Below are 14,292 nucleotides of genomic sequence, written 5' to 3'. Positions count from 1 at the left end.
CAGCCGAACCCGGTCGTGGACCACCGTCCTCTCGGTCGTCCGGTCAGGCACCGGACGGGATCCGGCAGTTTTCGGGGGAAGTTTCGGACCAAATCAGCCTAAGGAGCCAGCCGGAGCACGGTCAAGAGGTGAACATCGATGGATTGGTCCGGTGGCGTGACACGGCCGCCATGGCCACCCGGATGCTGCTCACCCTGATCAACGGCGAGGAACTCGGCAGCGACCGCCTGGCGCTGGCCACCCCGCTGATCGTGAGGGCCCGCCGAACCCGGCCACCGCCGGGCCGGTGTCGGCACCCGCTGCTAACGTGCCGCCGCTGGATCCAGTCCGACCGGAGGTACCCGTGGCCATCTACTCCCATCTGTCGACGTTCGCCGGGCTGCCGGTGACGCCCTTCACCCCGGGCGGCGCCCTGCCGGACGACCCGGCGGCGGTGGCCTGGCGGTTGGAGGTGGACGACTTCGACGCCCCGCCGGAGGAGTTCGCCGAACTGTTCGCGGCGTTCCTGGAGCAGGTCCCGGCGCACACCGTGCGGGCACTGGTCATCGGCGAGTGGGGCACCGCGTACGAGCAGCCCCCGCCCGTCGAGCTCCTGGCCCGGGCCGCCGGTCGGCTCACCGGGCTACGCGCGGTCTTCCTCGCCGACCTCGTCGGTGAGCAGTGCGAGATCTCCTGGATCAACCAGGACGACGTCACCCCGCTGCTGACCGCGTACCCGCAGCTGGGGGTGCTGCGGATACGCGGCGCGCAGGGCCTCCGGCTGGAGCCGCTGCGGCACGACGGGTTGCGGGAACTGGCCGTCGAGTCCGGTGGCCTGCCCGCAGGGGTGGTCCGCGCCATCGGCGGCTGTGACCTGCCCGCGCTGACCCACCTGGAACTCTGGCTCGGGGTCGACGACTACGGCGGAGACGTCACCGTCGACGACCTGGCCGGCATCCTGGACGGTCAGGGCCTGCCGGCGCTGCGCTACCTGGGGCTACGCAACGCCACGATCGCCGACTCGGTCGCGGCGGCGGTCGGCGCGGCCCCGGTGGTACCCCGACTGGCCGTGCTCGACCTGTCGATGGGGACCCTCACCGACGACGGCGCCGCCGCGCTGCTGGCCGGGCAGCCGCTGACCCATCTGGACCGGCTGGACCTGCACCACCACTTCCTCTCGCCCGAGCAGGGCCAGCGGATCACCGGTCAGCTGCCGGGCGTCGAGGTGGACCTGTCCGAGGCCCAGGTGCCGCACAGCTACGACGGCAGGTCGTACCGGTACACGGCCGTCGCCGAGTAGCCGGTGCGGGTACCGGCGCCGGCTCAGGGCTGGAACCGGTACCCCATCCCCGGTTCGGTGATCAGGTGGCGCGGACGGGCGGGGTCGTCCTCCAGTTTGCGGCGGAGCTGAGCCATGTACTGACGCAGGTAGTTGGTCTCGTTCTGGTATTCCGGCCCCCACACGTCGTGCAGGAGCTGGCGTTGGCTGACGAGTTTGCCGGGATGCCGGAGCAGCTTCTCCAGCACACCCCACTGGGTGGGGGTGAGCCGGACGTCGGTGCCGTCGTCGCGGGTGACCATCCGGGCGGCCAGGTCGACGGTGTGCCGGCCGACCCGCGCGGTCGCGGTGCCGGCGTCGGCGGTGGCACCGAGGCGTCGGCTGACCGCGCGGATCCGGGCGAGCAGCTCGTCGATACCGAAGGGCTTGGTGACGTAGTCGTCCGCCCCGGCGTCGAGGGCGGTGACCTTGTCCGCGCTGCCGGCCCGGCCGGAGAGCACGATGATCGGTACGCCGGTCCAGCCACGTAGTCCCCGGATGACCTCGATGCCGTCGAGGTCGGGCAGGCCGAGGTCGAGCACGATCAGGTCCGGTGGGTGGCTGGCGGCCATCCGGAGCGCGGCGGTGCCGGTGTCGGCGATGTCGACGTCGTAGCGGCGGGCCCGCAGGTTGATCCGCAGGGCACGCAGGATCTGCGGTTCGTCGTCGACGACCAGGATGCGGGTCATTCGTGCGGCCCTTCCGACATGCCGGCGGTGGCGGCGGGAAGCCGCAGCACCATGGTCAGCCCCCCGCCGGGGGTGGTCTCGGGTGTGATGGTTCCGCCCATGGCTTCGGCGAGGCCACGGGAGAGGGCCAGGCCGAGGCCGACGCCGGTCTGGTTGTCCCGGTCGCCGAGCCGCTGGAACGGCAGGAAGACATGCTCCCACTGGTCCTGCGGGATGCCGGGGCCGGTGTCGATGACCCGCAGTTCCACGGATCCCGCGTGCGCGCTGGCCGTGATGGTGGGCGGCTGACCGGGCGGGCTGTGTCGCAGCGCGTTGGCGACGATGTTGACCAGGACCCGTTCCAGCAGCCCGGGGTCGGCGAGCGCGGCGGGTAGGTGGGCGGGAATATCGGTGGGGACGTCGGCTGCCGGCGGGCCGAGTTCGTCCAGGGCCCGGGGCACCACGTCCTCCAGCCCGACGGCGGTGGTACGGATACCGAGGGCGCCGGCCTGCAACCGGCTCATGTCGAGCAGATTGGCCACGAGCCGGGCCAGCCGGTCGAGGGACTCCTCGGCCGTGGCGAGCAGCTCGGCGCGGTCCTCGGCGTCGAATTCGACATCCGGGCTGCGCAGGCTGGTGACCGCCGCCTTCGCGGAGGCGAGCGGGGTACGCAGGTCATGGCTGACCGCGGCGAGCAACGCGGTACGCATCCGGTCGGCCTCGGCGAGGGGCCGGGCGGTGGCGGCCTCCTCGGCGAGGCGTTCCTGCCGCAGGGCGACCGCGGCCTGGGCGGCGAAGGCCTCGACGATACGCCGGTCGGCGGCCTCCAGGCGTCGTCCGGACAGGACGACGGTGAGCCGGTCGTCGACCGGTACCGCCGTCTCCCCCGCGCTCGGGCTGCCCGCCGGTGCCTCACCGACGCTGGCCACGACCCGCCACGCCGTCTCCTCCCGGTCCCGGGCGGGCCGGCCGTGTGCCTCGGCGGCCAACTCCAGGACACTGACCGCCCGCAACGCGAAGGTCTCCCGCAGCCGGTCCAGCAGCGCCGGCAGGGGCCGTTCGCCGCGCAGCACGCTGCCGGCGACGGTCGCCAGGGTCTGCGCGTCGGCTGCGGCCCGGGCCGCTTCCCTGGTACGTCGGGCGGCGACGTCGACGACCCAGCTGACCGCGACCGCGACGGCCACGAACACGGCGAGGGCGAGCAGGTTGTCGACCTCGGCGATGGTCAGCGTGCGGTAGGGCGGGGTGAAGAACCAGTTCAGCAGCAGCGAGCCGCCGAGCGCGGCGGCCAGCGCCGGCCACAGGCCACCGACCAGGGCGACACCGACGACCCCGACGAGAAAGAGCAGGATGTCGTTGGTCAGGGTGAGGTCCGGCAGCGCCCGCAGCAGCAGGGTCAGCGCCGGCATGCCGAGCCCGGCCAGCGCGAAACCGAGCAGCCGGCGCCGCCGCGACAGTGCCGCCGGCACGGCGGCGCCCCGCCGCCCCCGCCCCGCCTCGGGGTGGGTGACCAGGTGGACGTCGATCGGTCCGGACAGGGCGGTGGTGGTCACACCGACGCCCCGGGAGAACAGCTGCGCGACCCGGCCCCGCCGGCTGGCGCCCAGGACCAGCTGGGTGGCGTTCACGCCGCGGGCGAAGTCGAGCAGCGCGGCCGGGATGTCGGTGCCGAGCACCTGGTGGTACGTGCCGCCGAGACTCTCCACCAGGATCCGTTGCCGGGCCAGCCGGGCGGGGTCGGCGCCGGCCAGGCCGTCGCTGCGCGCCACGTGTACGGCCAGCAGGTCGGCGCCCTTGCTGCGGGCGGCGATCCGGGCCGCCCGCCGGATCAGGGGCTCCCCCTCGGGACCGCCGGTGAGCGCGACGACGACCCGTTCCCGGGCTTCCCAGGTGTCGGAGATGCCCTGTTGGCTGCGGTACCGGTCGAGCTGGTCGTCGACGGTGTCGGCGAGCCAGAGCAGGGCGAGCTCCCGCAGGGCGGTGAGGTTGCCGACCCGGAAGTAGTTGCCGAGGGCGGCGTCGATCCGGTCCGGGCGGTAGATGTTGCCGTGCGCCATCCGCCGGCGCAGTGCCTCGGGCGTCATGTCGACCAGTTCGACCTGCTCGGCCGCGCGGACGATGGCGTCGGGCACGGTCTCCCGCTGGGTGGTACCGGTGATCTGGGCGACGACGTCGTTGAGTGACTCCAGGTGCTGGATGTTGACTGTGGAGAGCACGGTGATCCCGGCGTCGAGAAGCTCCTGGATGTCCTGCCAGCGCTTGTCGTGCCGGGAGCCGGGCACGTTGGTGTGGGCCAGCTCGTCGACCACGGCGACCTCGGGGCGGCGGTGCAGGACAGCGTCGAGGTCCAGCTCGGTGAGGTCGGTGCCGCGGTAGGCGATGGTGCGGCGGGGCACCTGCTCCAGGTCGCCGACCATGGCCGCCGTGTGCGGACGGCCGTGGGTCTCGACCAGGCCGATCACCACGTCGGTGCCGCGCTCGGCGCGGCGCTGGGCCTCCTCCAGCATGGCGTAGGTCTTGCCGACACCGGGGGCGGCACCCAGGTAGATACGGAGCTCACCTCGTGGCACGCCGACCATCCTTCCTGGTGGGGTTCGCACCTGGGTGGGTTCAGCGGACGGGGAACCGCTCGTCGAGGGCGAGGTTCAGGGCGAGCACGTTCACGGCCGGGGCACCCAGGAAGCCGAGCGTCCGGCCGGTGGTGTGCGCCGCGACCAGCCGGCGGACCGCCGCCGGGTCGGCGCCGCGTTCCCGCGCCACCCGGGCGACCTGGATCTCCGCGTACCCGGGACTGATGTGCGGGTCGAGGCCGCTGCCACTGGCGGTGACCGCGTCGGCGGGCACGGCGGGGGTGTCCGGGGCGTCGCCGCGGACCGGGGTGATCAGGCCGCCGGCCGCGACGTAGTCCTCGCCGGGCTGCGCCACCTCCACCGGCACCCCCTGCCAGGTGGTGACGAACGGTGTGGCGGGGGCGGTCTGGTTGACGCTCACCACCCGGGAGACCGGACCGGTGAGACCGTCGGCGCGGAACACCGCCAGCACGGCGCCGACCCCGTCGGCGGTGCAGTACGGGCGCCGGCCGTCGACGCCGTTGAGGTCCCCGACCGCCCGGCTGCGGGCGCAGACCCGGGTGAGCAGGCTCGGGGTCGACCGGGCCGGGTCGGCGGCGATGGTGTCGACCACGCTCTCCGGGCCGAGATTGCTGGCGCCGGTGGCGGTGGGGTCGTAGCCGTCACCGGCGGCCGAGGGGCGGGACTGGAAGTAGCGCGGGACGGGGTTGCCGTCGGCGTCGGTGAAGGACTGGCCGATCAGGGTGCTGCCGACGGTCCTGCCGTCGACCTCGACCAGGGATCCGTCGGCCCGGTCGGCGAGGCCGGGGATCCGGCCGGCCGCGACCAGGGCGAGCGGGTAGGCGACGCCGAGCAGCACGGTGAGGACGAGCAGGGCGCGCAGGGCGGCCAGGTGTGCGGAGAGCCAACTGGGTAGACGCATCATGAGATCCCTGGGATGTGCCGGATGAGCAGGTCGATGAGCGTGATGCCGACGAACGGCGCCACGATCCCGCCGAGGCCGTAGCGCAGCAGGTTGCGGCTGAGCAACTGCGACGCCGACGCGGGCCGGTAGCGCACGCCGCGCAGCGCGAGGGGGATCAGCGCGACGATGACGACCGCGTTGAAGATGACCGCCGACAGGATGGCCGACTCGGGGCTGGACAGCCGCATGATGTTGAGCGCGTCCAGGCCCGGGTAGATGCCGGCGAACATGGCGGGGATGATCGCGAAGTACTTGGCGATGTCGTTGGCGATGGAGAAGGTGGTCAGCGCGCCCCGGGTGATGAGCAACTGCTTGCCGATCTCCACGATGTCGATGAGCTTGGTCGGGTCGGAGTCGAGGTCGACCATGTTGCCGGCCTCCTTGGCGGCCGACGTGCCGGTGTTCATGGCGACACCGACGTCGGCCTGGGCGAGGGCGGGTGCGTCGTTGGTGCCGTCGCCGGTCATCGCGACCAGCCGACCGCCCTCCTGTTCCTTCCTGATCAGGGCGAGCTTGTCCTCGGGGGTGGCCTCGGCGAGGAAGTCGTCCACCCCGGCCTCGTCGGCGATCGCCTGCGCGGTCCGCGGGTTGTCACCGGTGATCATCACCGTGCGGATGCCCATCCGGCGCATCTCGTCGAACCGTTCCCGCATGCCGGACTTGACGACGTCCTTGAGGTGGATAACCCCGAGGGCGCGGGCGGGCTCCCCGTCAACGTGCTCGGCGACGACGAGGGGCGTGCCGCCCGCGCCGCTGATCTCGTCGACGATCCGGCCGACCTGATCGGTGGGGTGACCGCCGTGGTCGCGTACCCATTTCATCACCGCCGTGGCGGCGCCCTTGCGGATGCGGCGTACCCCGCCGTCGGTGCTTGCGGCACCGAGGTCGACGCCGCTCATCCGGGTCTGGGCGGTGAACGGCACGAAGGTGGCGTGCGGGATCAGGCCGGGCTCGCATTCACGCAGCCCGAACCCGGCCCTGGCGAGGACCACGATCGAACGGCCCTCGGGGGTCTCGTCGGCGAGGCTGGACAGCTGCGCCACGTCCGCGATCCGGGCCACGTCGACCCCCTCGACCGGGAGGAACTGCGCGGCCTGCCGGTTGCCCAGGGTGATCGTGCCGGTCTTGTCCAGCAGCAGCGTGTTGACGTCACCGGCGGCCTCCACCGCCCGTCCGCTCATCGCCAGGACGTTGCGTTGCACCAGCCGGTCCATGCCGGCGATGCCGATCGCGGACAACAGCGCGCCGATCGTGGTCGGGATCAGGCAGACCAGCAGGGCCACCAGCACCACGCCGGTGACACCCGTGTCGGTGATCGCCCCGGTGTCCGGCGCGGCCCCCTGGTAGCCCTTCGAGAAGATCGCCAGCGGCTGGAGCGTCACCACGGCCAGCAGGAAGATGATGGTCAGCGCGGCGAGCAGGATGTTCAGCGCGATCTCGTTCGGGGTCTTCTGCCGGTTGGCGCCCTCGACCAGGGCGATCATGCGGTCGATGAAGCTCTCCCCCGGTTTCTGGGTGATCCGGACGATGATCCGGTCCGACAGCACCCGGGTGCCGCCGGTGACGGCGCTGCGGTCACCGCCGGACTCCCGGATCACCGGCGCCGATTCACCGGTGATGGCCGACTCGTCCACGCTGGCGATGCCTTCGACGACATCCCCGTCACCGGGAATGATGCCCCCGGCCTCGACCAGGACGATGTCACCCTGCCGCAGTTGCGGCGCCGGCACCGCCTCGTCCCGGTGGCTGTCGGCGGCGGCACCGGGTGTCCAGCCGGGTAGCCGGGTGGCGATGGTGTCCTGCTTGGCCTGTCGCAGGGTCGCGGCCTGGGCCTTGCCCCGGCCCTCGGCGATCGCCTCCGCCAGGTTGGCGAAGAGCACGGTCAGCCACAGCCAGACCGTGATGGCCCAGGCGAACACCGACGGGTCGGCCACCGCGAGCACGGTGGTGTACGCCGCGCCGATCTCGACGATCAGCAGCACCGGGTTGCGCCACAGGGTGCGCGGGTCGAGCTTGCCCAGCGCGTCGGGCAGCGACCTGATCAACTGCCCCGGGTCGAGCAGGCCCCCGCCCGGGCGGTCACCCCGGGTGGTCGGGGGGCCGGCGGTGGGCACGGCGGTGCCGCGCGGTGTCGGAATGGTGGTGGTCATGTCCTTGTCTCCCAGGGTGGTCACAGCGCCTCCGCGAGGGGGCCGAGCGCGAGGGCGGGCAGGAAGGTCAGCGCGACAAGGACCACCGTGACGCCGACGACCATGCCGACGAACAGGGGCCGGTGGGTCGGCAGCGTGCCCTCGGAGGCGGGTACCGGCTGCTGACGGGCCAGCGAGCCGGCCAGCGCGAGCACGAAGATGATCGGTAGGAACCGGCCCAGCAGCATGCACAGCCCCAGGGCGGTGTTCCACCACGGGGTGTTCACCGTGATGCCGGCGAACGCCGATCCGTTGTTGTTGCTGGCCGAGGTAAACGCGTAGAGCACTTCGGACAGGCCGTGTGGGCCGGTGTTCAGGGCGGTGGCGTTGTTGCCGGTGGCGAAGGCCGTGGCCGTGCCGACCAGCACGAGCGCCGGGGTGACCAGGAAGTACAGCGCGGCGAACCTGATCTCCCGGGAGCCGATCTTCTTGCCGACGTACTCGGGGGTGCGGCCGACCATCAGACCGGCGACGAACACCGTGATCACGGCGAGGACCAGCATGCCGTAGAGACCCGAACCGACGCCGCCGGGCGCCACCTCGCCGAGCATCATGTTGCCCAGGGTCATCATGCCGCCCAGTGCGGTGTACGAGTCGTGGAACGAGTTCACCGCGCCGGTGGAGGTCAACGTGGTGGCAGCGGCGAAGGTGGCCGAGTTCGACACGTCGAAGCGGACCTCCTTGCCCTCCAGGGCGGCGCCGACGGCCTGCGGGACGGTACCGTCGCCGGCCAGCTCGAAGCCGTTGGTCAGCGTGATGCTGGCGACCGCCAGGATGGCCATCACCGCAGCGATCGCGTGGCCCTGCCGGTGCTGCCCGACCATCCGGCCGAACACCCGGGGCAGGCTGAACGGGATCAGCAGGATCAGGAAGACCTGCAGCCAGTTCGTCCACGCCGTCGGGTTCTCGTAGGGGTGGGCGCTGTTGGCGTTGTAGAAGCCGCCGCCGTTGGTGCCCAGTTCCTTGATCACTTCCTGGCTGGCCACCGGTCCGCCGGTGATCGTCCGGCTGCCGCCGGTCAGCGTCGTGACGTCGGTACCGGCGGAGAGGTTCTGCACCACACCGCCGGCCATCAGCACCAGCGCGCCGAGCACCGCGACCGGCAGCAGGATCCGCAGAATGATCCGGGTCAGATCGACCCAGAAGTTACCGAGGTCGCCGGTGCGGCTGCGGGCGAAGCCCCGGACCAGGGCCACCGCGACGGCGATACCCACGGCGGCGGAGACGAAGTTCTGCACCGCCAGCCCGGCCATCTGCACCAGGTGACCCATCGTCGACTCGCCCGAGTACCACTGCCAGTTGGTGTTCGTCACGAACGACACCGCGGTGTTCCACGCCCCGTGCGGGACCACCGGGTCGAACCCGAGCGAGAGCCACAGGTGGTCCTGCACCCGCTGGAGGCCGTACAGGAACAGCACCGACACGGCCGAGAAGGCCAGCACGCTACGGGCGTAGACACCCCAGGGCTGCCCGGCGGCCGGATCCGCACCGACCAGCCGGTAGACACCCCGCTCGAATCGCGAGTGCCGGTTGCCGGACACCACCCGGTACATGTGGTCACCGAACGGGCGGTGCACGGCGACCAGCGCCGCCACCAGGGACAGGACGACGATGGCACCGGCTGTCGTGGTACCCATCAGAAACGCTCCGGGAACAGCAGGGCGGCGACCATGAGCACGCCCAGCCCGGTCGCCAGCACCAGACCGACGGCGGTCACCGTTTCTCCACCGCCCGGACGACCAGGGTGAGCGCTGCGAACAGCGCCACCGTCACCAGTACGAACACCACGTCAGGCACAGCCGGCTCCTCGTTGCGGGACGGATCGCCACGGCCGCCGCGCGACCGTGCCGGGCCATTGCACCGCCGTGCCCGGGGCCGGCGACAGGGTCCATAACGCGACCTTGACGGTGCTGACGCGTTTCTTGACGCGGTTTTCACGCCGCCGACCGGCCGGGTGAAGCAGGTCACGGCGGGCGCCGCCGGATGGTCGGCGGCGCCCGCCGAGGATCAGGCGTACCCGTAGCCGAGCAGTGATTCCGTCCGGTGGCCCTCGCAGTTCGACTGGGGACTGACGAAGTGGTCACCGTTGGCCGGCACGTAGCAGCGGTAGAGCGGCACGGTGCCGGCCAGCTGGGTGGTGTGGACGTAGCCGACCGGGCCGAGCGGGAACTGGTTCTCGCAGTTGGCGTAGCGGGTGAGCATCGAGTGGTTGCCGACCTGGCACTCGAAGAGCAGCACCGTGCCGGCGGCCGGGTTGCGCAGCAGCCGCCAGGTGCCCTCCGGGGTGAAGCCCGCCGGGAGTTGCCGGCTGCTGGCCACGTGGCCGTACCCGTTGCGGACGGCCCGGGTCAGCACGGTGTAGGGCAGGTGCTCGAACCCGCAGGACAGTTGCGGCGGGTTCAGGTCGGTGCGGTTGGCCAGCGCCCAGGTGGCCCAGGCCGGCTTGGCCGACCCGTCGCTGCGGCGCAGCCCCAGTTGCAGTCCGCCCTCGGCCGGGTGGTCCTGCATCCGGTGGTACAGGTAACTCTCGATGTGTGGGGTGCCGAGGATGTTGCGGAAGCTCTGGCACAGGGCGCTGGCCTGGGCGGCCTCGCTGGAGCCGGTGCCGGAGTTGACGCCCTGTTCGGTGAGCTGCACCTGCCAGGCCGACGGGGTGCCCGGGAAGGTGGCGTGCAGCCAGCCGACCAGGACGCCGATGTTGCCGAAGGTGACCTTCGGGTAGTCGCGGGCCGTGAAGGTCGGGGAGAACAGGTCCGGCGGGTACGGGTGGAAGGCGACCCGCCAGGCCCGGCCGGCCGCGTTGGCGGCGACGCCCCGCAGCAGGGTCTGCCCGGAGAGCAGGGCCGAGTGGGCCGCCGGTTGGTCGTACGCCGGCCCGAAGTGGTGGTCGAGGGAGACGAGCACCTTGGCGGTGGCCTGCTCGGCGGTGATCCGGTCGTACGCGGCGTTGTAGTTGGCCGAGTAGATGCCGATCCACTGGTTGGTGTCGCAGGCCGTGCCCTGCCCGCAGCCGATGTCGAACCAGGCGTTGGCGTTGACCTCGTTGTGGATGACGAAGTCGGCGATCCGGCCGTTGCCCTGCATGCCGTTGTACCGCCAGGCGAGGAAGCCGGCGAAGCGGGCGTAGTCGGCCGGGTTGTCGGGCACGCAGAAGATCTCGTACCCGGGTCCCACGGGTGAGCAGGGTCGGGTGGTGCGGGCCCAGCCGGGTACGCCGTACACGATGGCGGTGACCACCAGGCCCCGGGCGGTCCAGTCCCGGATCGCCGTGTCGACCGCCGGCACGACCCAGAAGCACTGCCCGTCGTACTGCTGTTCGCCAGCGCCGCAGGGGGCGTACCGGCGGGTCGGTTGCCAGTCGGCCCAGACCAGGTTCATCGAGACGCCACCGGCGTTGTTACCGGCGATCTCGGTCGGGTTCGACCAGAAGTCGGGTTGGATGCCCTTGAGCCGGTAGTCGGAGCGGGTCGGGTAGGCCAGGGCCGTGGCGGCGGGGGCACCGTCGGTGGCGGTGTTGCCGGTGGCCGGTTGGTCGGGACGGACGGCGGTGGCCGGCGGTGGGGTGAGCCCGGCGACGGAGATGGTCAGGGCACTGACGACCGCGAGTGTGACGCGGCCGAGACCCATCCAGGATGTGAAGGACATTGATATATGCCATCCCGGTCTCCGCGGTCCGTCAACCGGCTGGACCTGGCGCCGGGCACGCCGCACCCATCCCACCCCCTACCCTAAACTTCCCTATCCACTGCTTACCCAGCTATTATTGGTGACGATGAAGGAAGAAATGTACTCGGTCGAGCAGGTGGCGGACCTGCTCGACCTCCACGTACGCACCGTGCGCGGCTACATCCGCACCGGCCGACTCAACGCAACCCGGATCGGCAAGCAGTACCGGATCACCCGCAGCGCCCTTGAGGCGCTGACCGGGCAGCGGCAGCCGCCAACCGCCCGGCCCGCCGGCATCGGCCTGGTGGAGGTGTCGAGCATCGTGCAGATCGACGGTGTCGACCGGGCCGCCGCCGACCGGTTGAGCACCCTGCTGCTGGCCGGATCGCAGACCACCGAGCAGCCCACCGAACCACTCCGCATCCAGACCATCCACGACGAGGAACGCCATCGCATGAAGATCGTGATCCTGGGCGGCGTCGCCGCCACCTCCGAACTGCTGCGCCTGGTCGAGGCGGTCCTCGACGGCGACAACGGCCTACTCACCCCGGGGGGCGACGGTGCCTGACGTGGTGGAGCACCGCGCCGGGGTACCGGTGCTGGTCTGCGACCCGGACGGTCCGCTGGTGGCCACCATGCAGGACGCGCTGGACCTGATCGGCGCGGCGTTCCTCGGCGCCGAGGTGGTGGCCGTACCGGCCGAGCGCCTGGACGAACGCTTCTTCTCCCTGGGCACCCAGTTCGCCGGGGAGATCATGCAGAAGTTCGTCAACTACCGGCTCCGCCTGGTCGTCATCGGTGACATATCCCGACACCTCACGGCCAGCGCAGCCCTGCGGGCCCTCGTCCACGAATCCAACCGGGCCGACCACGTGTGGTTCGTCCCCGACCTCGACGCCCTCGACGCCCGGTTGCGGGCCACAGCCTGACCCGGGCAGCTGCGCGCAGATCGGTGCCAGCGGGTAGCTGCCCGCGAGTGCGGAGGCACGCCACCACCTGCAGGGCGTCCTAGGACACTGGGTTCTGCTCCTGGCGGTGGGCTGGTCAACTGCGCCCCGGTACGGGTCAGTCCCGGGGCGCGCTCGCGTCGAGCACCGTGCCGTCTCGACCTGCTCGGGCCGGGCCGCCGGGTCGAGCGGTGACGGCCACGCGTTCCCCGGGCAGCCTGGGTACCGGCCCCTGACGAGGCAGCGGCCGGCCAGGGCTGCGGTCGGCCCGTGCCGGGCCCACCGCATCAGGCGGTCTCACCGGGATGAGCGGAGCCTGCTGAACAGGTTCCGCCAGCGTGGGGCAGGCGGCGTCGGGGCGGAGGCCGAGCCGGATGGCCTCGACAAGGGCTGCCCGCTGGACGCGCTCCACTCCTCGTCCGACACCACCATCAGCCGCCGACCGTCATACGGCCCGTACCCGCCGGCCCGGACCTGCTCCTGGAACGCCGCCAACGCGCTGTCCAACGGTTGCGCGTTTGAGGCCACCGGCGCGGCGTCACCTGCCCGGCGCACCAGCCGGTAGCCGGTTCGACTGTTCGACATACCCTCGTCCACCTCGCCGCGTTCGTTCTTCCGCCATATCCGTCCAGGTCATGGCGGATCGGAGGGCATTCGCCCTCGATCCCGGTCCGCCGCCACCCGTACCCCGTCAGGACGATCCCACCACCGGACCGGTCGACGACACCCGGCCGCGGAGGCGGTCGCCACCTCGTGGCGACGCGTCGTCCGCCTGCACGAAAGACCCACCCGTCCATATGTCGCCTGATCCACTGTCCCGGCCGTCAGGCACCGGGGCTGCCGCGATACTACTGGGCGACGCCATGATCATCGTCCGCCCACATGACGATATCTGGTTCCGCCCTGGAACGGTATGGGCGGCGGTCGTCCGAGCCGGGGCGGCGGAGCGTGAGCCACGCTCCGCCGCCAGGTACCCCCTGGTCAGTGGGCTGGAGCCGAGCCAGCAAGGGCCGGCTGTTGGATCGTCAACGGCGGTCCGGTTGATCCGAAGTGGACGGATCCGGTCGGCGGTCCCTCCACCGCCACGACGGTTCGTCCAGCGGCGCCATCCAGTCGAGGTGCCCGTCGACGCACACCAGGAAGATCGCGGGAGCCTGCCTGAAGTGCTCCGCGAGCTCGCGGATCTCTCCGTCGCGGTCCATGCTCCTGTCGGGGCGAACCGAGAACAGCACGGACGACACCGTCCCGGACGACCGGTGGCCGTCCGGGACCGGCGACTAGGCCGGGGTCGAGGCGGGCCGGATGACGGTGAACACCGCGCCCGCCGGGTCGGCGATCGCGGCGACCCGACCGGTCAGCACGTCACGTGGTGGCACCAGCAGTCGCCCGCCGAGTTGTTGGGCCTGCTCGGCCACCCCGTCCGGGTCGGTCACGGCGAAGTACACCATCCAACCGGCGGGTAGCAGGGTGTCCAGCGGCGCGGGCAGCGCCAGGCGGCCGGCGACCGGACGGCCGCCGGCCGTCAGCAGCGCGTACGAGTCGTCGGGGGCACCGGGCGGAACGCTGGCCTCCAGCGCCAGGGCGTCGGTGTAGAACCGTTCGACGTCACCGGGGACGGTTGTCATGTACTCGTACCAGCAGGGGCGACCGGGCCCGGGCACGACGGCGGTAGCGGCGGCGCGGAGACGGAAGTGCCCACCGAGCGGATCGTGTACGTCGTCGCCGTCGAGGCGGGCTCCGGCACGGACGGCGGCGGCGCGGACGGCCTCGGGATCGTCGACGGTGAAGACCGTCCACCAGCGTGCCGGGCCGGCACCGGAGTGCAGCTCGGCGGCGGGTTCCCCACCCGCGACCGCGGTGGTCCCGCTGGCCGACTCGGCGTACGTCCAGCCGAGCAGGGCAGCGTAGAAGGTGCGGGCGGCGTCGACATCGGCGGTGACGAGTGCGACGCCACCGGGTACCGCCGGTACGGAGGATGTGGTCACCTGAGC

General features: G+C 71.8%; 12 protein-coding genes. 3 read left to right on the top strand and 9 right to left on the bottom strand.

Annotated features, from left to right (window positions below; translation table 11 throughout):
* Nucleotides 1-343 precede the first annotated feature (343 nt).
* Nucleotides 344-1,279, top strand: coding sequence for an STM4015 family protein (locus V6U90_RS13055; protein ID WP_334435012.1), 936 nt, complete (start codon nt 344-346; stop codon nt 1,277-1,279).
* Nucleotides 1,280-1,302: 23 nt separating this feature from the next.
* Here V6U90_RS13055 and V6U90_RS13050 read toward each other — a convergent pair whose 3' ends face one another.
* The 6 genes from V6U90_RS13050 to V6U90_RS13025 form a co-directional block, all read right to left on the bottom strand.
* Nucleotides 1,303-1,986: a response regulator gene (locus V6U90_RS13050; protein WP_334435010.1), complete on the bottom strand. Its 684-nt coding sequence runs from the start codon at nt 1,984-1,986 to the stop codon at nt 1,303-1,305.
* Nucleotides 1,983-4,535, bottom strand: a complete 2,553-nt coding sequence (locus V6U90_RS13045) for a sensor histidine kinase (protein WP_334435007.1) — start codon at nt 4,533-4,535, stop codon at nt 1,983-1,985. The genes V6U90_RS13050 and V6U90_RS13045 overlap by 4 nt, the downstream gene beginning before the upstream one ends.
* A gap of 40 nt (nt 4,536-4,575) precedes the next feature.
* Nucleotides 4,576-5,457: a potassium-transporting ATPase subunit C gene (locus tag V6U90_RS13040; protein ID WP_334435004.1), complete on the bottom strand. Its 882-nt coding sequence runs from the start codon at nt 5,455-5,457 to the stop codon at nt 4,576-4,578.
* A complete protein-coding gene (kdpB, locus tag V6U90_RS13035) occupies nt 5,457-7,649 on the bottom strand; it encodes a potassium-transporting ATPase subunit KdpB (RefSeq protein WP_334435114.1) in 2,193 nt (730 codons plus the stop codon). Before kdpB ends, V6U90_RS13040 begins: the two co-directional genes overlap by 1 nt.
* Nucleotides 7,650-7,669: 20 nt before the next feature.
* On the bottom strand, nt 7,670-9,325 hold the full coding sequence (kdpA, locus tag V6U90_RS13030; RefSeq protein ID WP_334435000.1) for a potassium-transporting ATPase subunit KdpA: 1,656 nt from the start codon (nt 9,323-9,325) through the stop codon (nt 7,670-7,672).
* A 370-nt stretch (nt 9,326-9,695) separates the two neighbouring features.
* Nucleotides 9,696-11,333 (bottom strand): DUF5722 domain-containing protein, encoded by a 1,638-nt coding sequence (locus tag V6U90_RS13025; RefSeq protein ID WP_334434997.1) that lies wholly within the window; start codon nt 11,331-11,333, stop codon nt 9,696-9,698.
* A gap of 127 nt (nt 11,334-11,460) precedes the next feature.
* Between V6U90_RS13025 and V6U90_RS13020 the strand changes: the two genes are divergently transcribed.
* Nucleotides 11,461-11,922, top strand: coding sequence for a helix-turn-helix domain-containing protein (locus tag V6U90_RS13020; protein ID WP_334434994.1), 462 nt, complete (start codon nt 11,461-11,463; stop codon nt 11,920-11,922).
* Nucleotides 11,915-12,283 (top strand): DUF4180 domain-containing protein, encoded by a 369-nt coding sequence (locus V6U90_RS13015; RefSeq protein ID WP_334434992.1) that lies wholly within the window; start codon nt 11,915-11,917, stop codon nt 12,281-12,283. The genes V6U90_RS13020 and V6U90_RS13015 overlap by 8 nt, the downstream gene beginning before the upstream one ends.
* A 315-nt stretch (nt 12,284-12,598) precedes the next feature.
* Here V6U90_RS13015 and V6U90_RS13010 read toward each other — a convergent pair whose 3' ends face one another.
* The 3 genes from V6U90_RS13010 to V6U90_RS13000 all read right to left on the bottom strand — a co-directional run bounded on the left by V6U90_RS13010 (nt 12,599) and on the right by V6U90_RS13000 (nt 14,286).
* Nucleotides 12,599-12,886 (bottom strand): hypothetical protein, encoded by a 288-nt coding sequence (locus V6U90_RS13010; RefSeq protein ID WP_334434990.1) that lies wholly within the window; start codon nt 12,884-12,886, stop codon nt 12,599-12,601.
* 440 nt (nt 12,887-13,326) lie between these two features.
* Nucleotides 13,327-13,533, bottom strand: coding sequence for a hypothetical protein (locus tag V6U90_RS13005; protein ID WP_334434988.1), 207 nt, complete (start codon nt 13,531-13,533; stop codon nt 13,327-13,329).
* A gap of 45 nt (nt 13,534-13,578) precedes the next feature.
* Entirely contained in the window at nt 13,579-14,286 is a 708-nt protein-coding gene (locus V6U90_RS13000) for a VOC family protein (RefSeq protein ID WP_334434986.1), read from the bottom strand.
* Nucleotides 14,287-14,292 lie beyond the last annotated feature (6 nt).

The organism is Micromonospora sp. CPCC 206060, assembly GCF_036906895.1.
Taxonomy (GTDB): domain Bacteria; phylum Actinomycetota; class Actinomycetes; order Mycobacteriales; family Micromonosporaceae; genus Micromonospora.
This window is presented reverse-complemented; position numbering and strand designations above follow the sequence as displayed.

What these genes read in the sequence shown, in the direction of transcription:
- V6U90_RS13050 (WP_334435010.1), bottom strand. Translation starts at nt 1,986, where the DNA reads ATGACCCGCATCCTGGTCGTCGACGACGAACCGCAGATCCTGCGTGCC.
- V6U90_RS13025 (WP_334434997.1), bottom strand. Translation starts at nt 11,333, where the DNA reads ATGTCCTTCACATCCTGGATGGGTCTCGGCCGCGTCACACTCGCGGTC.
- V6U90_RS13040 (WP_334435004.1), bottom strand. Translation starts at nt 5,457, where the DNA reads ATGCGTCTACCCAGTTGGCTCTCCGCACACCTGGCCGCCCTGCGCGCC.
- kdpA (WP_334435000.1), bottom strand. Translation starts at nt 9,325, where the DNA reads ATGGGTACCACGACAGCCGGTGCCATCGTCGTCCTGTCCCTGGTGGCG.
- V6U90_RS13010 (WP_334434990.1), bottom strand. Translation starts at nt 12,886, where the DNA reads ATGTCGAACAGTCGAACCGGCTACCGGCTGGTGCGCCGGGCAGGTGAC.
- kdpB (WP_334435114.1), bottom strand. Translation starts at nt 7,649, where the DNA reads ATGACCACCACCATTCCGACACCGCGCGGCACCGCCGTGCCCACCGCC.
- V6U90_RS13020 (WP_334434994.1), top strand. Translation starts at nt 11,461, where the DNA reads ATGAAGGAAGAAATGTACTCGGTCGAGCAGGTGGCGGACCTGCTCGAC.